At 67.3% G+C, this 17586-nt stretch carries 20 protein-coding genes; 8 read left to right on the top strand and 12 right to left on the bottom strand.

Annotation, left to right across the window (positions count from 1 at the left end):
- Together AC1DO7_RS33610 and AC1DO7_RS33605 are read left to right on the top strand one after the other, a co-directional pair.
- On the top strand, positions 1 to 214 hold a 214-nt coding region (locus AC1DO7_RS33610), incomplete at its 5' end, for a winged helix domain-containing protein (RefSeq protein ID WP_477117077.1).
- A 199-nt stretch (positions 215 to 413) separates the two neighbouring features.
- Positions 414 to 644: a hypothetical protein gene (locus AC1DO7_RS33605; protein WP_081651328.1), complete on the top strand. Its 231-nt coding sequence runs from the start codon at positions 414 to 416 to the stop codon at positions 642 to 644.
- A 104-nt stretch (positions 645 to 748) separates the two neighbouring features.
- Here the strand turns inward: AC1DO7_RS33605 and AC1DO7_RS33600 are convergent, their stop codons facing one another.
- From AC1DO7_RS33600 to AC1DO7_RS33565, 8 genes are all read right to left on the bottom strand, one after another.
- On the bottom strand, positions 749 to 1537 hold the full coding sequence (locus AC1DO7_RS33600; RefSeq protein WP_441618877.1) for an MBL fold metallo-hydrolase: 789 nt from the start codon (positions 1535 to 1537) through the stop codon (positions 749 to 751).
- Between the two features lie 79 nt (positions 1538 to 1616).
- Positions 1617 to 2837 (bottom strand): outer membrane protein assembly factor BamC, encoded by a 1221-nt coding sequence (gene bamC / locus AC1DO7_RS33595; protein ID WP_441643392.1) that lies wholly within the window; start codon positions 2835 to 2837, stop codon positions 1617 to 1619.
- Between the two features lie 46 nt (positions 2838 to 2883).
- Complete coding sequence (gene dapA, locus AC1DO7_RS33590) at positions 2884 to 3768, bottom strand: 4-hydroxy-tetrahydrodipicolinate synthase (protein WP_441618873.1); 885 nt, start codon at positions 3766 to 3768, stop codon at positions 2884 to 2886.
- Positions 3769 to 3918: 150 nt separating this feature from the next.
- Positions 3919 to 4518 (bottom strand): class I SAM-dependent methyltransferase, encoded by a 600-nt coding sequence (locus AC1DO7_RS33585; RefSeq protein WP_441618871.1) that lies wholly within the window; start codon positions 4516 to 4518, stop codon positions 3919 to 3921.
- Positions 4515 to 5717 carry a tryptophan--tRNA ligase gene (locus tag AC1DO7_RS33580; protein WP_441618869.1) on the bottom strand — a complete coding sequence of 401 codons (1203 nt, stop codon included), beginning with the start codon at positions 5715 to 5717 and terminating at the stop codon, positions 4515 to 4517. Before AC1DO7_RS33580 ends, AC1DO7_RS33585 begins: the two co-directional genes overlap by 4 nt.
- A gap of 109 nt (positions 5718 to 5826) precedes the next feature.
- Complete coding sequence (locus AC1DO7_RS33575; protein WP_441618868.1) at positions 5827 to 6492, bottom strand: site-2 protease family protein; 666 nt, start codon at positions 6490 to 6492, stop codon at positions 5827 to 5829.
- Positions 6493 to 6569: 77 nt separating this feature from the next.
- The gene (locus tag AC1DO7_RS33570; RefSeq protein ID WP_441618866.1) at positions 6570 to 7193 is read right to left on the bottom strand and encodes an L-threonylcarbamoyladenylate synthase; all 624 of its coding nucleotides are present in this window, start codon (positions 7191 to 7193) and stop codon (positions 6570 to 6572) included.
- A 141-nt stretch (positions 7194 to 7334) separates the two neighbouring features.
- Complete coding sequence (locus AC1DO7_RS33565) at positions 7335 to 8180, bottom strand: 3',5'-nucleoside bisphosphate phosphatase (protein ID WP_441618864.1); 846 nt, start codon at positions 8178 to 8180, stop codon at positions 7335 to 7337.
- A gap of 184 nt (positions 8181 to 8364) precedes the next feature.
- Between AC1DO7_RS33565 and AC1DO7_RS33560 the strand changes: the two genes are divergently transcribed.
- The gene (locus AC1DO7_RS33560) at positions 8365 to 9486 is read left to right on the top strand and encodes an NAD(P)/FAD-dependent oxidoreductase (protein ID WP_477117078.1); all 1122 of its coding nucleotides are present in this window, start codon (positions 8365 to 8367) and stop codon (positions 9484 to 9486) included.
- Between the two features lie 15 nt (positions 9487 to 9501).
- On the opposite strand, the gene AC1DO7_RS33555 is transcribed toward AC1DO7_RS33560, so the two are convergent.
- A complete protein-coding gene (locus AC1DO7_RS33555) occupies positions 9502 to 10395 on the bottom strand; it encodes an alpha/beta fold hydrolase (protein ID WP_441618863.1) in 894 nt (297 codons plus the stop codon).
- Positions 10396 to 10563: 168 nt separating this feature from the next.
- Here AC1DO7_RS33555 and AC1DO7_RS33550 point away from each other — a divergent pair, with 168 nt between their 5' ends.
- Together AC1DO7_RS33550 and AC1DO7_RS33545 are read left to right on the top strand one after the other, a co-directional pair.
- Complete coding sequence (locus AC1DO7_RS33550) at positions 10564 to 12297, top strand: acetate--CoA ligase (RefSeq protein ID WP_441618861.1); 1734 nt, start codon at positions 10564 to 10566, stop codon at positions 12295 to 12297.
- 496 nt (positions 12298 to 12793) lie between these two features.
- The gene (locus tag AC1DO7_RS33545) at positions 12794 to 13054 is read left to right on the top strand and encodes a hypothetical protein (RefSeq protein ID WP_477117076.1); all 261 of its coding nucleotides are present in this window, start codon (positions 12794 to 12796) and stop codon (positions 13052 to 13054) included.
- Between the two features lie 16 nt (positions 13055 to 13070).
- On the opposite strand, the gene AC1DO7_RS33540 is transcribed toward AC1DO7_RS33545, so the two are convergent.
- On the bottom strand, positions 13071 to 13958 hold the full coding sequence (locus AC1DO7_RS33540; RefSeq protein WP_441618858.1) for a ferritin-like domain-containing protein: 888 nt from the start codon (positions 13956 to 13958) through the stop codon (positions 13071 to 13073).
- Positions 13959 to 14104: 146 nt separating this feature from the next.
- Between AC1DO7_RS33540 and AC1DO7_RS33535 the strand changes: the two genes are divergently transcribed.
- The 3 genes from AC1DO7_RS33535 to AC1DO7_RS33525 all read left to right on the top strand — a co-directional run bounded on the left by AC1DO7_RS33535 (position 14105) and on the right by AC1DO7_RS33525 (position 16210).
- Positions 14105 to 14629, top strand: a complete 525-nt coding sequence (locus AC1DO7_RS33535; protein WP_477117075.1) for a gamma carbonic anhydrase family protein — start codon at positions 14105 to 14107, stop codon at positions 14627 to 14629.
- Positions 14630 to 14678: 49 nt separating this feature from the next.
- Positions 14679 to 15707 carry an Hsp33 family molecular chaperone HslO gene (gene hslO / locus AC1DO7_RS33530; protein WP_441618854.1) on the top strand — a complete coding sequence of 343 codons (1029 nt, stop codon included), beginning with the start codon at positions 14679 to 14681 and terminating at the stop codon, positions 15705 to 15707.
- A 98-nt stretch (positions 15708 to 15805) separates the two neighbouring features.
- Positions 15806 to 16210: a hypothetical protein gene (locus AC1DO7_RS33525; protein ID WP_441618852.1), complete on the top strand. Its 405-nt coding sequence runs from the start codon at positions 15806 to 15808 to the stop codon at positions 16208 to 16210.
- Positions 16211 to 16389: 179 nt separating this feature from the next.
- On the opposite strand, the gene ftsB is transcribed toward AC1DO7_RS33525, so the two are convergent.
- Positions 16390 to 16731, bottom strand: coding sequence for a cell division protein FtsB (gene ftsB / locus AC1DO7_RS33520; RefSeq protein ID WP_441618850.1), 342 nt, complete (start codon positions 16729 to 16731; stop codon positions 16390 to 16392).
- A gap of 83 nt (positions 16732 to 16814) precedes the next feature.
- The coding region (gene eno, locus AC1DO7_RS33515) for a phosphopyruvate hydratase (protein ID WP_477117074.1) at positions 16815 to 17586 on the bottom strand (772 nt) is incomplete at its 5' end.

Here is a 17586-nt window from a genome sequence, read left to right as displayed (position 1 = left end):
ATCGATCGCATTGTATGACCGCACGCATTTCTTTATCAACGGAGAAGCCTACGAACCGCCGCCAGAACTCGCAAGATGGCTGCGGCAACTGGGAGATCGGCGCCAATTAAGTGCCGCGGAAGTAGCCGCGTGCGCCGATTTGCCCGACCTGATGGAGACCTTCCATCATTGGGCACTCGAAGGATGGCTGCAACTTGCGCCATCTACCCTGTAATAATCCGTAACAACCAAAAACAGGAAAAGACAGCGCTACACAAGCCGGGAAAACGCGGATATAATCGTCGGCTGGCTAGTACTGTGTACCACTGCATTTGTCGGCACCCGGGAGAGCCTCTATTTTGCAGTTCAAGAGCGATAATTACCGGTAATTATTCATCGCCTGTTTTTCTGTTATTAAAGTTAAAGGACGAACAATGAAGAAGTCTCTCCTGATCGCATCGCTGCTCGCCGCCGTTGCTCTCGCCGCTTGCGGCAAGAAAGAAGAAGCCGCTGCACCGGCACCGGAAGCTTCGGCTCCTGCCGCTGCTGCCCCGGCACCGGAAGCTTCGGCTCCCGCTGCTGCTCCGGCTGCTGACGCATCGGCTCCGGCCGCTGACGCTTCGGCCCCGGCTGCTGACGCATCGGCTCCGGCTGCCAAGCAGTAATCGGTCTCGACCGATAAAAAAGCCGACCTTCGGGTCGGCTTTTTTTCGTCCATGTTTTCCGCGACATTTCCGCGACACCTGACGAAGATGTCACATCGTCACTGTCAGGCCCTGACCGGCTGCCAGCCCAGGCCCTCGTGCTGGTCCGCCACCAGGATCTCGCCCGCCGACGCGGCGAGCACCGCCGCCAGCGCTCCGGTGGCCAGTTCGCGCGTGTTGTTCTGCTGGCTCAGGTGAGCGGCAACCACGCGCTGCAGCCCCGCGTGCGCCACGCGCGCCAGGATATCGGCCGCGACCTCGTTGGCAAGGTGGCCGAAATCGCCACCGATACGCCGCTTGAGCGAGGCCGGATACGCCGAATTGCGCAACATCTCGCGGTCGTGGTTGCACTCGAGCACCAATGAATGCATGCCCGCCAGACGCGCGGTGATGTAAGGCGTCTCCATGCCGGCGTCGGTCAGCACGCCGAGTCTTGCATCGCCGTCGCTCAGCACGAACTGCAGCGGCTCGCGTGCGTCGTGCGGCACCGTGTACGGCAGGATGTGCAGGCCGCCGATGACCAGCGGGTGGTCGGCGCAGCAGACGCGCACATCGGCCGTTTCCGCACCCCGCAGGTGCGAGGTCGCAAGCCATGTGCCGTGGCTGGTGTAGACCGCCAGGTCGTGGCGCGATGCAAAGGAATAGGCCGAGCCGACATGATCGCCATGCTCGTGCGTGACGAGTACCGCATCGAGCTGGTCCGGCGTGACGCCGAGCCGCTCCAGGCGCCGCGCCGTCTCGCGAATGCCAAAGCCGCAATCGAGCAGCACCCGCGTGGTGGTGGTGCCCTCTTGCGATTCGATCAACAGGGAATTGCCCTCGCTGCCGCTGCCGAGAAAGGCGAAGCGCATCATGCGCCAGCCTCGCACGGCAGTTTGCGGGAGCTTCCCGCGGCARGACGCCGCGGGCGTACTTGCGCAGCGCTCACCGCGATCAGCGCAGTTGCTCGTCGAGCAGGGAGAGGATGCGCTTGCCGACTTCGGTGCCTTCCGGCTGGCCGGCGTCGTTCTGCACCGTCACGGTCGTGCCGGTGCCGTCGCCCTTGAGCGCAACGCGGTACTTCTTCGCCCGCTTGCTATCTTCCGTGCCGGTCTTGGTGAACAGCTTGGAGAAGAAGCCGCGGTTATCGACCGTGTCGCGCGGGTCGACATAGCGCACGAAGTACAGGCCCTGGGCGCGGTCGCGGTCTTCCACCGTGAAGTTGACGCGGTCCAGCGCCAGGCCGACGGAGCGCCATGCGCGGTCGAACGGCTCGGCCAGTTGCAGCGCCTGGGTGCCATTGACCTGCGTCAGGTTGCTGCCCGCCGCGGGTGCCTTGGCCGCCGCCGCAGGAGCAGCCGCCGCGCCAGAGGCCCCGGCCGCTGCCGGCGTGCCGCCGTTCTTCGCCATGCGGTCGGCCTGCTCCTTCTGCACGCCGAGTCGCTGCGCGAAGCGCGAGAGGAATTCCGCTTCCAGCTCGGGATCGGAGGGACGCGCGGTCCAGACCGTCTGCGACTTGTCGATGCCGGTCAGCTGTTCCTGCGCGCCGCGGTGGCTGATGAAGATCTCCATATTGCCGTTCTGCGAGCGCTCCAGGCGCGTGCGGAACTTGTCACGCTCGGAGGTCGAGTACAGGCCGTCGAAAACCTTGCCGATGGTGTTGCGGATGAAATCCTGCGGGATCTTGGCACGGTTCTCGGCCCAGTCCGTTTCCATGATGCCGGTCTCGGGCGAATCCTGGACCAGCAGGAAACCGCTTTCCTGCCAGAACTCGCGCAGCGACTGCCACAACTGGTCAGAGCGCATGCCGTTGCTGATCACCAGCCAGCGCTGGTTGCCGTCGCGCTCCATGCGCACGCCTTGCGTGGCGGGCAGCACGTTCTCGGTGCCAACCTGCTGCTGAGCTACCTTGTTCGTCTGGTTGTAGGTCGACAGCGTCGACGTGCCGTTCTGGTCGGGCACCGAGTAGCGGCGGTCACCTTCGATCTTGGTCAGGTCCGGCGGGACGTCCAGCGTGCCGGTGCGCTTGGCGTTGGACTTGTAGTCGATCTTGTCGGGTGCCATCGCATCGTTGATGCTGCTGCAGCCGGACATCGCGCTTGCCACCAGCACGGGCAAGACCAGGGCGGCACGGCGAACCTGCATTGCACCGTGGCGGTTAAGCTTGAGTTTCATTGACACGCAATCCTAGTTGATGGGACGACGGCAGGGTGCTGCGGGATCAGCCGAGAAGGCCGGCATCCGACAGCGCCTTGCGCACCACGTCGTGGTATTCCGGTGACAGCGGGGTGAGCGGAAGGCGGATACCGCCCTGCATCTTGCCCATTTGCTGGAGTGCCCACTTGACGGGAATCGGGTTGGCCTCGACGAACATCGCCTTGTTGAGCGCAACCAGTTCCATGTGGATGCGACGCGCGGTGATAGCGTCGCCCTTCAAGGCCGCCACGCAGAGCTCATGCATCTTGCGCGGCGCCACGTTGGCCGTGACCGAGATATTGCCATGGCCGCCGAGCAGCATCAGCGCAATCGCGGTGGGATCGTCGCCGCTGTAGATGGCGAAGCCTTCCGGCGCATCCTTGATCAGCTGGGCGGCACGGTCGATATTGCCCGTGGCTTCCTTCACGCCGTCGATGCCCGGCACCTGCGCCAGGCGCAGGATGGTCTCGGGCTGCATGTCGGCCACGGTGCGGCCGGGCACGTTGTACAGCAGCACGGGCAGGTCCACGCTTTCCGCGATGGTGCGGAAATGCCGGTACATGCCTTCCTGGGTCGGCTTGTTGTAGTAAGGCACGACCTGCAGCGAAGCATCGGCGCCGACCTTCTTGGCGAAGGCGGTCAGCTCGATTGCTTCCTTGGTCGAGTTGCCGCCGGTGCCGGCGATGATCGGGATGCGCTTGTCGGCCTGCTCCACGGCCACGCGGACCAGCTCGCAGTGCTCGTCCACCGTCACGGTGGGCGACTCGCCGGTGGTGCCGACGATCACGATGCCGTCGGTGCCTTCGGCAACGTGCCAGTCGACCAGGGCGCGCAGCGCGGGGAAATCCAGGCTGCCATCTTCCTGCATCGGCGTCACGATTGCGACGATGCTGCCGTTAATCTGTGTCATAACGTATGAGAATTCGGGAAACGAATACCGCGATTGTACCGGATAGCCCGGGCCTTCCGACCGCACCTTCGACCGGGGAAAACCCAAGCCGGTTCAACGCGTGAAGCCCGGGTCTCGCCGACCGGCCCGGCAAACGACCCGGGCCGCACTTCAGGCCGGCAAAGGATAACGCGGCGGCGCACGGCCGGCGGCGCCGCCAGCCTCGTCCGCCACCTCGCGAATTGCGCAGAGGCGCTGCACAAAGGCAGTTTTAGGCGCTTCGAGCATACCATCTTCGTAGCCGACCACGCGCAGGCTGCCGCGCACGACCTCCAGCAGCTCGCCCGGCTTCAGCAGGAAGTCCGGATTGGATGGCTTGCCGACGGTCTCGTTGCCGGCAGCGAACGTCTCGTAGATCAGCACGCCGCCAGGCGCCAGCGCGGCTAGCAGGTGCGGCCACAAGGGCCGGTGCAGATAGTTGGTCACCACGATGGCGTCGAACGGCGCCAGCCCTGCCAGTGGCCACGCGCCCTGCTCGAGGTCGGCCACCAGCTTCTCGACGCTTGCAGGCAGCGCAGCCAGCGCAGCGCCATCGCGGTCGACGCCAAGCACGGCATGGCCGCGGCCCGCGAACCACGCTGCATGACGGCCGCTGCCGCAGGCCAGGTCGAGCACGCGCGCTTGGGGGCGCACCAGGTGCGCCCAGCGCACCACCCATGACGAGGGCGGGGCCGGTGCATGCAGCGGCGGCATGCCGCCCGTCGTGCTCATCGGTACCCCAGGCCCATGTTGGCGCGCACGTCGGCCATGGTCTCGCGTGCCACCTGGCCGGCCCTGTCGCAGCCATGCGCGACGATGGCGCGCAGCAGCGCGGGGTCGTCCATGTATTTCTGCGCGCGTTCGAGCATCGGCTGCTGCTCGCGCAGGATGCCTTCGATCACGGGCTGCTTGCACTCGATGCAGCCGATGCCCGCGCTGCGGCAGCCCGCCTGCGCCCATTCGCGCGTGGGCGAGTCCGAGTAGACCTGGTGCAGCTGCCACACCGGGCAGCGCGCCGGCTCTCCCGCATCGGTGCGGCGCACGCGTGCCGGATCGGTCGGCATCGTGCGCACCTTCTTCTCCACCGATGCCTTGTCCTCGCGCATGCGGATGGTGTTGCCGTAGGACTTCGACATCTTCTGGCCGTCCAGCCCCGGCATGCGCGAGGCCGCGGTCAGCAGCGCCTGCGGCTCGACCAGGATGGTCTTGCGCGAGCCGCCCAGGTAGCCCAGCAGCATCTCGCGGTCCTCGGTCGAAAGGCTTTGCGACTGCGCCACCAGCGCCGCGCCCTCTTCCAGCGCTTCGGTCTTGCCCTGCTCCTGGTAGGCGCGGCGTAGCTCGAGATAGGCCTTGGTGCGCTTGCCGCCCAGCTTCCTGGCGGCCTCCTGCGCGCGCTCCTCGAAGCCCGGCTGCCGGCCGTACAGGTAGTTGAAGCGGCGTGCGATCTCGCGGGTGATCTCCACGTGCGGCACCTGGTCTTCACCCACCGGCACGCGGCCGGCGCGGTAGATCAGGATGTCGGCCGCCTGCAGCAGCGGGTAGCCGAGGAAGCCATAGGTGGAGAGATCCTTGTCCTTGAGCTTCTCGATCTGGTCCTTGTAGGTCGGCACCCGCTCCAGCCAGCCCAGCGGCGTGCCCATCGCCAGCAGCAGGAACAGCTCGGCGTGCTCGGGCACGCGGCTCTGGATGAACAGCGTGGCGCGCTCGGGATCGACGCCGGCCGCGAGCCAGTCGATCAGCATCTCCCACACCGACTCGCCGATCACCTCGGGCGATTCGTAGTGGGTAGTCAAGGCATGCCAGTCCGCCACGAAGAAAAAGCATGGATACTCGGCCTGCAGTTGGACCCAGTTTTTCAGGACGCCGTGATAATGGCCCAGGTGCAGCGCGCCGGTGGGCCGCATGCCGGAGAGAACGCGGTCGGGAAACATGTCGGTATTTGTGTGGGAATTCGGTACTTGGTACAGCGTGTTCGATGCAGCGTGTCCGGGCGTGGCTCGCAAGCGTGCCCGGATGAGGCGAAGCGCTCCGCCCCAGGCCTTATTGCACCAGTGCCAGGATGGGCTGCAGCATCAGCTGCACCAGCCCGCTGAGGGCGCCCATCACCGGCTGCATCCAGACCCTGGTGATCACGCCTGCGGCCACCAGGGCCAGCACCACGAAAATGCCATAGGGCTCGATGCGCGAGATGGCGCGCGCCAGTTGCTGCGGCAGCAGCGCAGTCAGCACGCGGCCGCCGTCGAGCGGGGGAACGGGGAACAGGTTGAAGGCTGCCATCACCAGGTTGACCAGCACGCCGGCGCGCGCCATCTGGCTGAAAAAGGGCTCCTGCACCTGCGTTAGCACCAGGCCGATCGCCATCAGCGCCCACAGGAAGGCCTGCAGCACATTGCTGCCCGGGCCGGCCAGCGCCACCCACATGCCATGCCAGCGCGGATTGCGCAGATGGTCGAAGGCAACCGGTACCGGCTTGGCGTAGCCAAACACAAACTGGCCGCTGGTCATGAAATAGAGCAACAGCGGCACCGCGATGGTGCCGATGGGATCGATGTGGCGCGCCGGGTTGATGCTGACGCGGCCCATCATATAGGCGGTGTTGTCGCCGAACAGCTTGGCCACGTAGCCGTGGGCGGCTTCGTGCAGCGTGATCGCGAACAGCACCGGCAGGGCGTAGACCGCAAGGGTCTGAATCAGGGAAGAATCCATGGGGCGCTATTGTACCGGGGTCCCGGCGTGCAGGCGACGCGCGGCGGCTGCGCCACGCGGAAAGTGAAGGCGGCGCTTTAGAGGCCGAAGCGCCCGATGTCGCCGCGACCCTGYCGGATCAGCTCGGGCTCGCCGCTCGTCAGGTCGATCACGGTGGTCGGCTGCGCCGGCGCGGCGCCGCCGCAGATGACCAGCTCGAGTTGCTTCTCCAGGCGGGCGCGGATCACCTCGGGCTCGTTGAGCGGCACCTCGTCGCCAGGCAGCTGCAGGGTGGCCGAGATCAGCGGCTCGCCCGCTTCGGCCAGCAGCGCCAGCGGGATCGGGTGGTCGGGCACGCGCACGCCGATGGTCTTGCGCGCCGGGTGCGAGAGCCGGCGCGGCACTTCCTTGCTGGCCTCGAGGATGAACACATAGGGCCCGGGCGTGGCGCCCTTGAGCCACCGGTACTGCCGGTTGTCGACGCGCGCGAAGTTGCCCAGCTCGGACAGGTCGCTGCACATCAGCGTCAGGTGGTGCTTGTCATCGATGCCGCGCAGGCGGCGCAGGCGCTCGACCGCGGCCTTGTCGTCGAGCCGGCACGCAAGTGCGTAGCTGGAGTCGGTCGGCAAGGCGATCAGCCCGCCCTTGCCGATGATCTGTGCGGCCTGCTTGATCAACCGCGACTGCGGGTTGAGCGGGTGGATATCGAAGTATTGGGACATGTGCGGGCTGAAAGCGAGTGGCCGCAGGCCCGGCGCAAAGGCCGCGTGCACGCCGGGCGGGAGCTGCGAGGAAGGGGAGCGGACGGTGCGCATGACGGGGGCGGGCCAGGGAGGCGCCGGGCGGCCGGAGGCCGCACCGGCTTACCAGTCATGCCAGACCGGTGTGACCGACGACGGCAGCGGGGGCAGCGAGCCCAGCCCGATGCGCCCTTCGCCGGGCCCGTGGAAGTCCGAGCCGCGCGAGGCCATCAGGCCATAGTGGTGCGCGACATCGACATACTGGCGGTACTGGTCCGGCGTATGGCTGCCGGTCACCACCTCGACCGCCGCGCCACCGAGCTGCACGAACTCGTCGAACAGCGCGTCATGCTGGAGCTGCGTGTAGTTGTAGCGGCCCGGATGCGCCATCACCGGAATGCCGCCGGCGGCCTGGATCCAGCCGACCGCGTCGCCCAGCCGGGCCCAGCGATGCCCGACATAGCCCGGGCGGCCTTCGCCGAGGTATTCGCTGAACACATCGCTGACGGACTTGCAGAGTCCCTGCTCCACCATCCAGCGCGCGAAGTGCGTGCGGGAGATCAGGTCCGGGTTGCCCACGTGGCGCAACGCCCCTTTGTAGGCGCCTTCGATGCCGACCGCTTCCAGTGCCTCGCCGATATCCTGCGCCCGCGAGGCGCGCCCGGAGCGCGTGGCCTCCAGGCCCTGGACCAGCGCCGGACATGCCGGATCGATCTGCAGGCCGACGATATGCACGGTCTGGCCGGCCCACGTCACGGAGATCTCCACGCCGGGCACATAGCGCATGCCGAGTGCCTCGGCGGCGGCGCGCGCCTCGGTCTGGCCCGCCACCTCGTCGTGGTCCGTCAGCGCCCAGAAAGCCACGCCGCCCGCATGGGCGCGCCCGGCCACTTCGCGTGGCGACAACATGCCGTCGGACACGGTTGAGTGGCAATGAAGATCGGCGTTGATGGCGTGAGGGTTTTGCATGCCGCTATTCTACTCCCGCGGCGGCCCGGCGCGCGTTGGACGACGCACACAGTGCATGCCGCCCGGCAGCGCCGATAGCCCTGCCACCAACGCTGGCGTCGGGCTTGTCCGGCGCGCCGCGCGGTATAGTTGGGGCCTTGCAATCCTCCTCCCCGCCGGCGCAGCGCGCGCCGTGCGCCAAGCCATGCCGACCGACGCTTCCGCCACGCCCGCCAGCCCCCCCGCCGCCGCCTTCACTGTCGGGCCCGATGTGATCCGTACCGATGTCCTGATCGTCGGCGCGGGCCCGGTCGGCCTGTTCGCGGCCTTCCAGGCAGGCGTGCTCGGCCTGAAGTGCGAACTGGTCGACGTGCTGGACCGCGCCGGCGGCCAGTGCACCGAGCTCTATCCGGAGAAGCCGATCTACGACATTCCGGCCGTGCCCGGCTGCCTGGCGCAGGACCTGGTCGACCGCCTGCTCGAACAGTGCGCGCCGTTCGCGTTTCCCATGCATTTCAACGAACGCGCCAACGGCCTGGAGGAAATCCCCCGCGCGCCCGCCGCGCCAGGGCAAGGCGCCCACGATCATCCGCACCGCCTGCTGGTCACCACCGAYGGCGGCAAGCGCTTCGACGTGGCCRCCGTGCTGATCTGCGCCGGCGCCGGCGCCTTTGCCCCGCAACGCGTGGCGCTGCCCGAAGCCGCGGCGCTGGAAGACCGTCACCTGCACTACGCGGTGCGCGATGTGACGCGCTTCGCCGGCAAGCGCGTGGTGGTGGCCGGCGGCGGCGACTCCGCGCTGGACTGGGCGCTGGCGCTGCGCAAGACCGCCGCGCGCGTGACGCTGCTGCACCGCCGGGAAGGCTTTCGCGCCGCCGACGGCTCGGTGGCGGAAATGCGCGCCGCCGTGGCAGCCGGCGAGATGGACTTCGTCGTGGGCATGCTGGGCGCGCTGAAGACCGAAGGCGACGCCCTGAGCGGCGTGGATATCCGCACGCGCGACGAGACCATCAGCCTGCCCGCGGACGAGCTGGTGGCGCTGTATGGCCTGGTGTCGGAACCGGGCCCGATCGCGCAGTGGGATCTCGACATGCGCGCCGGCCGCATCGTGGTGGACACCACTACCTACGAGAGCTCGCGCCGCGGCATCTTCGTCGCCGGCGACATCGCCTTCTACCCGAACAAGCAGAAACTGATCCTGTCCGGCTTTCACGAGGCCGCGCTGGCGCTGCGCAAGGCTTATCACTACGCGTTCCCTGAAAAGGCGCTGGTGCATGTGCATACCAGCAACAACGCCGCGCTCAAGGAAAGGCTGACGCACGCCTGAGCGTGGCGCGCCGCATCACGCGCAGAACGACTCCACCAGCGCCGCCACCACGCGTGGCTGGTCGTGATGCAGCATGTGGCCCGCGGCGTCGACAATCTCCTCGCGGAAGTCGCGGAAAGCCCTGAAGCGCTGCCGGAATTCATCCAGCGGCTGGTGGCGCGCGATATGGCGCAGCGTCTGCGAGTCGCGCGCCTCCACATGCAGCACCGGCGCGGTGACCTCCGCCCAGATCGCCATCACTTCGTCGAGCCGGTACAGCACGGGGTTGATCATCTTGTGCGCCGGGTCGCCCAGGATTTCCCAGCGGCCTTGCGCATTGCGCGCCGACCAGTGCTGGGCCAGGAAGGCCGCGCGCTCGCCCGGCAGGCGCGGGTTGGTCTTCTGCAACCGCGCCGCCACGGCCTCCAGGCTGTCGTAGGTCCTGAGCTCCGGGCGCTCGCGCAGCTCGTCAAGCCAGCGCGCGTAGCGCCCGGGCGCCTGTTCCGCGCGCGTGGCCGTCATGCCGAAGCCTTCGAGGTCCACCACGCGGCGCACCCGTGCCGGACGGATACCGGCATAGATGCAGGCCACATTGGCGCCCATGCTGTGGCCCACCAGGTTCACCGGCGCGTCAGGGTGGAAATGGTCGAGCACCGCCTCCAGGTCGGCCACGTAGTCGGCGAACCAGTAAGACTCCGTGCCCGGATAGCGCGTGGGCCAGCCGGTCTGGCCAAAGCCGCGCCAGTCGGGCGCGATCACGTGCCAGTCGCGCTCCAGCGCGTCCACCATGAACTGGAACGACGCAGCCACATCCATCCAGCCGTGCAGCAGGAACAGCTTCGGCGCGCCGGGGCGACCCCAGTGGCGCACGTGCATGTCGAGCCCGCGCAACGTGATAAATTCCGAGCGCGAGGTTTCTCTGATTGTCATGGTTGTCTCCCCGGTGCCTTCCTGGCCGACGCTTTCACCCGCGACGACAGGGAAGCCCGATAAAAATAGAACGATCGTTCGTTTGCGGATTATAGCGGCAAGCCGGACCGGGCAAGCGCCCGCCGGCGGCACAGGATGCAGGACGAACACAAGAACAGGAGACCCAGCATGGCCGAATCCCCCCCGCCCTCAAGCCGGCGCGACGACTACCGCGCGCTGCACGAGAGCTTCCGCTGGCACGTGCCCGAGCACTTCAACCTGGCCGAGGCATGTTGCGGCCGCTGGGCGCGCGATCCCGCCAGCGCCGACCGGGTCGCGGTCTACACCGAACACGAAGACGGCCGCCGCGCGAGCCACAGCTACGCCTATATCCAGGCCGAAGCAAACCGCCTGTCGCGCGCGCTGCGCGCGCTCGGCGTGGCGCGCGGCGACCGCGTCGGCATCGTCATGCCGCAGCGCATCGAGACTGTGATCGCGCACATGGCGATCTACCAGCTCGGCGCCATTGCCATGCCCCTGTCGATGCTGTTCGGCCCCGAAGCGCTGGCCTATCGCTTCCAGCACAGCGAGGCCTGCGTGGCGATTGCCGACGAGAGCGCCATCGACAGCTTGCTGGCGGCGCGCCCCGAGTGCCCGGCGCTGGCTTGCGTGATCGGCGTGGGCGCCGCCGCCGGCCGCGCGGAGCATGACTGGACCGCGCTGCTGGCAGCCGAGCTGCCGTCCTTCACCGCCGAGCAGACCAAGGCCGACGAGGCCGCGGTGCTGATCTACACGAGCGGCACCACGGGGCCGCCGAAGGGCGCGGTGATTCCGCACCGCGCCCTGATCGGCAACCTGCCCGGCTTCGTCTGCTCGCAGAACTGGTATCCGCAGGCGGACGATGTGTTCTGGAGTCCGGCCGACTGGGCCTGGACCGGCGGCCTGTGGGACGCGCTGATGCCCGCGCTGTATTTCGGCAAGCCGATCGTAGGCTACCAGGGGCGCTTTTCCGCGCAGGTCGCCTTCGAACTGATGGAGCGCTACCGGGTCACCAATACCTTCCTGTTCCCGACCGCGCTCAAGCAGATGATGAAGACCTGCCCGGCGCCGCGCGCGCAATACCGCCTGCACCTGCGCGCGCTGATGAGCGCGGGCGAAGCCGTGGGCGAGACCGTGTTCGCCTGGTGCCGCGACGCGCTCGGCGTGGTGGTCAACGAGATGTTCGGGCAGACCGAGATCAACTACATCGTGGGCAATTGCACCGCGCAGAACGACGATGGCAAGCTCGGCTGGCCGGCGCGCCCCGGCTCCATGGGGCGCCCCTATCCCGGCCACCGGCTCGCCGTCGTGGATGAAGACGGCCAGCCCTGCGCGCCGGGCGACGAGGGCGAGATCGCCGTGTGCAGTACAGACGCGCACGGGCATCCGGACCCGGTGTTCTTCCTCGGCTACTGGCGCAACGAGGCGGCTACCGCCGCCAGGTACCTGGAGCACGATGGCCTGCGCTGGTGCCGCACCGGGGACATGGCACGCATCGACGAGGACGGCTACCTCTGGTACCAGGGGCGCGCCGACGATGTCTTCAAATCGTCTGGCTACCGCATCGGTCCGAGCGAGATCGAAAACTGCCTGCTCAAGCATCCCGCCGTATCGAACTGCGCCGTGGTGCCCTCGCCCGATCCGGAGCGCGGCGCGGTGGTCAAGGCATTCATCGTGCTGCTGCCGTCCGTGGCCCGCTCCCCGCAGGCCGATGCCGCGCTGACCGCGGAGCTGCAGCAGCATGTACGCGGCCAGCTCGCGCCGTACGAATACCCCAAGTCCATCGAATTCATCGCGCAATTGCCCATGACCACTACCGGCAAGATCCAGCGGCGCTTGCTGCGCGAGATGGAAGCGCAGCGCGGCACGACGCCGTCCCGCTAGGCCAGCCCCCGGGGCTGGCCACCGCACAGCCGGCCAGCCCCCCTCCTTGCTCACATCTTCCCGTTCCGGCCCGGCGGCCATCCTGCCCGGCCGGATTTTGCCGTCAAGTATTCGCCGGGACTGACGTTAGCGAATACATGGGGGTGCCGCACCGATGGTCCGCATCCATCTGCGCACGATTGCCCTGGCAACGCTCTCAATCCATCGGCCACGATCATTTCATTTTCTTTTTTAAGACTTTTCTTATAAAAAACAAAAACCAGGACACGCGCTTCAAATAAGAAAAATCCGAACTAGAAGTTGCACTCCAAAAACGCAAGCCCGCCGGAAATGGGACATGACCTGAAACAAGGCACTAGAAAAAATGCATAGGAAATTTCCACCAAGCTCGATTGTATTTCCTAATATTGAGACATAAAATTCTGAACAAATTAGAAGAAATTTCCGACGACGTAGCCTGAATTGACATCCGCTCGACCACCAACAGGGGAACAAAATGAGCACGCAACCACGCACCGGTAACGCCTCCATCCGCAATCTCCCGCGCCGCCTGCCTCTGGCCCTGGCCCTGGCATGTGCATGGCTCTCGGCGCCCGCGTGGGCTGCGGATGGCATGATCGTCTTTCGCGGCGCCATCGTCGCGCCGTCCTGCCTTCCGCAGATCAGCGGCGGGCGAACGCCCGCCGCATCGGTCAGTTGCCCGCAGAACGGCACCCAGGCTGCCGAGTTGTGCCGGACGGCGCGCAGCCGGGGCTGATGCTCGTGACCGAGCACTACTGAGCTGCCTGCGCCTCGAGCCAGGCCAGCTCGTCATCATCGAAGCCCGCGGCACGGCGGGCTCCCAGGTTGAACGGCGGACGCGGGCGCGGCGCCTGGTAGCGTACCGCCAGTTCGCCATAGGTCTCGACCGGGTCAAGCCCGCGTCCGGCGCAAAGCCAGCGGTACCAGTGGTTGCCGATCGCCACGTGCCCGACTTCGTCGCGCAGGATGATATCGATGATGGCGGCGGCTTCGTGGTCGCCGGCGGCCGCCAGCTTGGCCCGCACCGGCGGCGAGGCGTCCAGTCCGCGGGCTTCCAGGGTACGCGGCACCAGCGCCATGCGCGCCAGCACGTCGCCAGCCGTCTTGTCCGCCATTTCCCAGAGGCTGTTGTGCGCCGGGAAATCGCCATAGCACGCGTCCAGCCTGCCCAGATGATCCGCCAGCAGGGTGAAATGCAGGGCCTCCTCGTCGGCCACGCGCAGCCAGTCGTGATAGAAGGCCGCGGGCATGCCGCCGAAGCGCCAGAGGGCATCGAGCGCGAGATTGATCGCATTGAACTCGATATGGGCCAGCGCGTGGATCATCGCGGCCCGGCCGGCCGGCGTGTGGATGGAGCGGCGACGCTCTACGCGCTGCGGCGCCACCAGTTCCGGCAGCGCCGGGCGCCCGGGCACCGGCAGTTCCGCGGCGATGGTTTCGGCAACGCCAAGTGCCTCCGGCGCCATGCCGGCGGCTGCCTGGCGCAAGCGGCGCGTGGCAGCCGCCTTCTGCCGCGCGTCGTCGAGGCACAGGATGGCGAGCGCCTGGCGGCGCAGGGACAGGCCGGTGGCGTCCGGCAGGACAGGAAAGGCGGAATCGGGCGCGCCCGCGGGGGCGGCATCGGTCAGGTTGGCTGGCATAAGCGTAAAATCCGGGTTGCCGCCATTGTAGGGCCGGCGCGCAGCGCAGCCGGCACAATCTCCCGCCGCGCGGCGCCGCCGGCGTACGCTCTTTAAAGGCCGGCGGCAGACCCCATATACCCATACGAACTTGTGCAGGAGACTTCATGGCGCTTTACCAGCTCGGCGACCTCACCCCGATCATCGATCCGGACGCCTAYGTGGCRSCGGARGCCACCRTCATYGGCAACGTGACGCTCAAGGCGCGCGCCAGYGCRTGGCCSGGCGTGGTGATCCGCGGCGACAACGAACCGATCGTGGTGGGCGAGTCCAGCAATGTGCAGGAAGGCACCGTGCTCCACACCGATCCCGGCTGCCCGCTGACCATCGGCGACAAGGTGTCGATCGGCCACCAGGCCATGCTGCACGGCTGCACCGTCGGCGAAGGCTCGCTGATCGGCATCCAGGCCGTGATCCTGAACCGCGCGGTGATCGGCAAGGAATGCCTGGTCGGCGCCGGCGCGGTGGTCACCGAGGGCAAGGTCTTTCCGGACCGCTCGCTGATCCTGGGAGCGCCAGCCAAGGTGGTGCGCGAGCTCACCGAGCAGGACGTGGCCAACCTGTACCGCAATGCCGAGACCTACGCCACGCGCCAGGCCTTGTACAAGACCCAACTAAAACGCATCGACTAAGGCGCGCCGGCCAAGGACTGCGCCCGCACCGATTTACCGACGGATCATCGTGACTGACACCACCTCCCCCGACACCCTGCAGAAATTCCTGTTCGACGCGGCCCCCGTGCGCGGCGAGCTGGTGCGCATGCACGCCACCTGGCAGGACGTGCTGCGCCGCAATCAATATCCCGCACCGGTGCGCCGGCTGCTGGGTGAAATGATGTCCGCGGCCGCCCTGCTCACCGCCAACCTGAAGTTGAACGGAGCCCTGGTGATGCAGGTGCACGGGGACGGCCCGGTGCGCATGCTGGTGGTGGAGTGCCTGTCCGACCTGTCGATGCGCGCCACGGCCAAGCTGGCCGAAGGCGTGCAGGTGGCCGACGACGCCACGCTGGAGGATCTCGTCAACGTGCACGGCGGCGGCCGCTTCGCCATCACCCTGGATCCGAAGGACAAGCTGCCGGGCCAGCAGGCCTACCAGAGTATCGTGCCGCTGGCCGATGCGCATGGCACCTTCGAATCCATGGCCGCGGTGCTCGAGCACTATATGCGCGCCTCCGAGCAACTCGACACGCGCCTGTGGCTGGCCGCCGACGACCAGGTCGCCGCCGGCATGCTGCTGCAGAAGCTGCCGAGCTACGGCGGCACCATGGAGGGCCATGCCGGACGCGGCCCCGCGCAAGTGGGTGAAACCGGCGCTCCGCTGGGCGGCAGCGCCCGCGCGCAGGATCTCGACACCTGGGACCGCGCCTGCCAGCTCGGCGCCACGCTGAAGAGCGAAGAACTGCTCGCCGAGACGCCCGACACGCTGCTGCGCCGCCTATTCTGGGAAGATCTGCAGGACACCGGCGTGCGCGTGTTCGAGCCGCTCAGCCCGCATTTCAATTGCTCGTGCTCGCGCCCCAAGGTGGCCAGCATGCTGCAGAACCTCGGCCGCACCGAGATCGAGAGCATCCTGGAAGAACGCGGCAATGTGGACATCCATTGCGACTTCTGCGGCCAGCACTATCACTTCGACCCGGTCGACTGCGCGCAATTGTTCGCACCGGCACCGATCGCCACCGGCGCCGGCGAGGGGGCCGGCCAGCACCACTGACCGGGAGCATTTTCCAGGCGGCCAGGCTGYTCAGGCGGAACCTTTGCACCGCCTGCCGGGGTCAAAGCGTCAGCGACCACAGAGTCAGGGGGAATCTCATGCCCGCTTCGTCTTCGAACCTGCTCCCCGCCGCGACATGGCGCGCGGCGGGCGCCCTTGGCGCACTGCTGCTGGGCGCCGTGCTGCTCGGCGGCTGCGCCCAGTTGCCGCGCGACATCAACGGCTCGCCCCCGACGGCGCGGCTGGCACCTGACGGCGTCCCGCCCGCGCCGATCACGCCCGAAGAAAGCCAGAAGCTGAGCGCGCTGAACCGCGACATCCTGCACGAGCAGGATGCGGCCATCGCGCGCCAGCAGCAGGCGCAGGCCTACTCGCGCGCCTACTACGCCTATCCCACGCCCAGCTGGAACCTGTTCTACGGCGGCTGGGGCGGCGGCCACTGGGGCGGCGGCGTCGGTATCAGCGGCGGCTTTCCGGGCTGGGGCGGTTATCCGTACTGGTGAGGGCGTGTGGCGACAAGGCGGCAAGCGCCCCGATGAAGCGTCCCAAGGCGCACACGCAATGCGGGCTCAATGCGGGCTGTGTGGTCGTGCGCGACYGGGCGGCAACGGCGGATGAAGACGGGGCAGAGATTGCGGCGGCCAGAGCCGGGCGCCGGCGATGAAATCCGGGCGGAAATGCCTCAATGACGGCCAGTGGCGGCCGGGGAGTTCGGCGGCGGCGGCAGCGGCGGCGTGGCGCTGACCTTAGGCGCGGGCGCCACGAACTGCACGAACACCTCGCCGTCCTTGACCATGCCCAACTCGTAGCGGGCACGCTCCTCGATGGCGCCGGTGCCGTCCTGCAGATCCTTCACTTCCCCTTCCAGCTTGGCGTTGCGCAGCTTGAGCGACTGATTGCGCGCGCTCTGTTCCTGCACATGCTTGTCCAGGTCCCACACGCGCAGCCAGCCGCCCTTGCCCAGCCACAGGGGATACTGAATGGCAAGCAAGAGCACGAACAGCAGCAGCGAGATCAGGCGCATGTGGATTCTGGCGCTTTGAAGAAGAATTCAGGATCGTCGGCGCCGGCCCGGGCATCTTGTCCGGGCCGGCGCATGACGCGAGCTTAGCGCAGATTGTAGAACGCGCTCTTGCCCGGGTAGCTGGCGATATCGCCGAGGTCTTCCTCGATGCGCAGCAGCTGGTTGTACTTCGAGATGCGGTCCGAACGCGACAGCGAGCCGGTCTTGATCTGGCCGGCATTGGTGCCCACCGCGATATCGGCGATGGTGCTGTCCTCGGTCTCGCCCGAACGGTGCGAGATCACGGCGGTGTAGCCCGCGCGCTTGGCCATTTCGATGGCGGCGAAGGTCTCGGTCAGGGTGCCGATCTGGTTGATCTTGATCAGGATCGAGTTGCCGATGCCTTTCTCGATGCCTTCCTTCAGGATCTTGGTGTTGGTGACGAACAGGTCGTCGCCCACCAGCTGCACGCGCTTGCCGAGCTTGTCGGTCAGCGTCTTCCAGCCGTCCCAGTCGCCCTCGGCCATGCCGTCCTCGATCGACACGATCGGGAACTTGTCGCACAGGTTGGCCAGGTAGTCGGCGAACTGGGTCGAGGTCAGTTTCAGGCCTTCGCCTTCCAGGTGATACAGGTCCTCGCCTTCGCGGAAGAACTCGCTGGCGGCGCAGTCCAGCGCCAGCAGCACGTCTTCGCCCATGCGGTAGCCTGCCTTCTCGACGGCTTGCACGATGGTGTTCAGGCACTCTTCGTTCGACGCGAAGTTCGGCGCGAAACCGCCTTCGTCGCCCACCGCGGTGGACATGCCCTTGTCGGCCAGGATCTTCTTCAGTGCATGGAACACTTCGGCGCCGCAACGCAGGGCTTCGCGGAAGCTC

The sequence above is a fragment of the Cupriavidus sp. 05N40 genome (assembly GCF_056397305.1).
The sequence above is the reverse complement of the archived record's forward strand: the minus strand, read 5'-3'. Positions and strand labels throughout refer to the sequence as shown.

Excerpts from the sequence above, each read along its gene's own strand:
- AC1DO7_RS33605 (WP_081651328.1), top strand. The coding sequence starts at position 414 with ATGAAGAAGTCTCTCCTGATCGCATCGCTGCTCGCCGCCGTTGCTCTC.
- AC1DO7_RS33600 (WP_441618877.1), bottom strand. The coding sequence starts at position 1,537 with ATGATGCGCTTCGCCTTTCTCGGCAGCGGCAGCGAGGGCAATTCCCTG.
- bamC (WP_441643392.1), bottom strand. The coding sequence starts at position 2,837 with ATGAAACTCAAGCTTAACCGCCACGGTGCAATGCAGGTTCGCCGTGCC.
- dapA (WP_441618873.1), bottom strand. The coding sequence starts at position 3,768 with ATGACACAGATTAACGGCAGCATCGTCGCAATCGTGACGCCGATGCAG.
- AC1DO7_RS33585 (WP_441618871.1), bottom strand. The coding sequence starts at position 4,518 with ATGAGCACGACGGGCGGCATGCCGCCGCTGCATGCACCGGCCCCGCCC.
- AC1DO7_RS33580 (WP_441618869.1), bottom strand. The coding sequence starts at position 5,717 with ATGTTTCCCGACCGCGTTCTCTCCGGCATGCGGCCCACCGGCGCGCTG.
- AC1DO7_RS33575 (WP_441618868.1), bottom strand. The coding sequence starts at position 6,492 with ATGGATTCTTCCCTGATTCAGACCCTTGCGGTCTACGCCCTGCCGGTG.
- AC1DO7_RS33565 (WP_441618864.1), bottom strand. The coding sequence starts at position 8,180 with ATGCAAAACCCTCACGCCATCAACGCCGATCTTCATTGCCACTCAACC.
- AC1DO7_RS33555 (WP_441618863.1), bottom strand. The coding sequence starts at position 10,395 with ATGACAATCAGAGAAACCTCGCGCTCGGAATTTATCACGTTGCGCGGG.
- AC1DO7_RS33550 (WP_441618861.1), top strand. The coding sequence starts at position 10,564 with ATGGCCGAATCCCCCCCGCCCTCAAGCCGGCGCGACGACTACCGCGCG.
- AC1DO7_RS33545 (WP_477117076.1), top strand. The coding sequence starts at position 12,794 with ATGAGCACGCAACCACGCACCGGTAACGCCTCCATCCGCAATCTCCCG.
- AC1DO7_RS33540 (WP_441618858.1), bottom strand. The coding sequence starts at position 13,958 with ATGCCAGCCAACCTGACCGATGCCGCCCCCGCGGGCGCGCCCGATTCC.
- AC1DO7_RS33525 (WP_441618852.1), top strand. The coding sequence starts at position 15,806 with ATGCCCGCTTCGTCTTCGAACCTGCTCCCCGCCGCGACATGGCGCGCG.
- ftsB (WP_441618850.1), bottom strand. The coding sequence starts at position 16,731 with ATGCGCCTGATCTCGCTGCTGCTGTTCGTGCTCTTGCTTGCCATTCAG.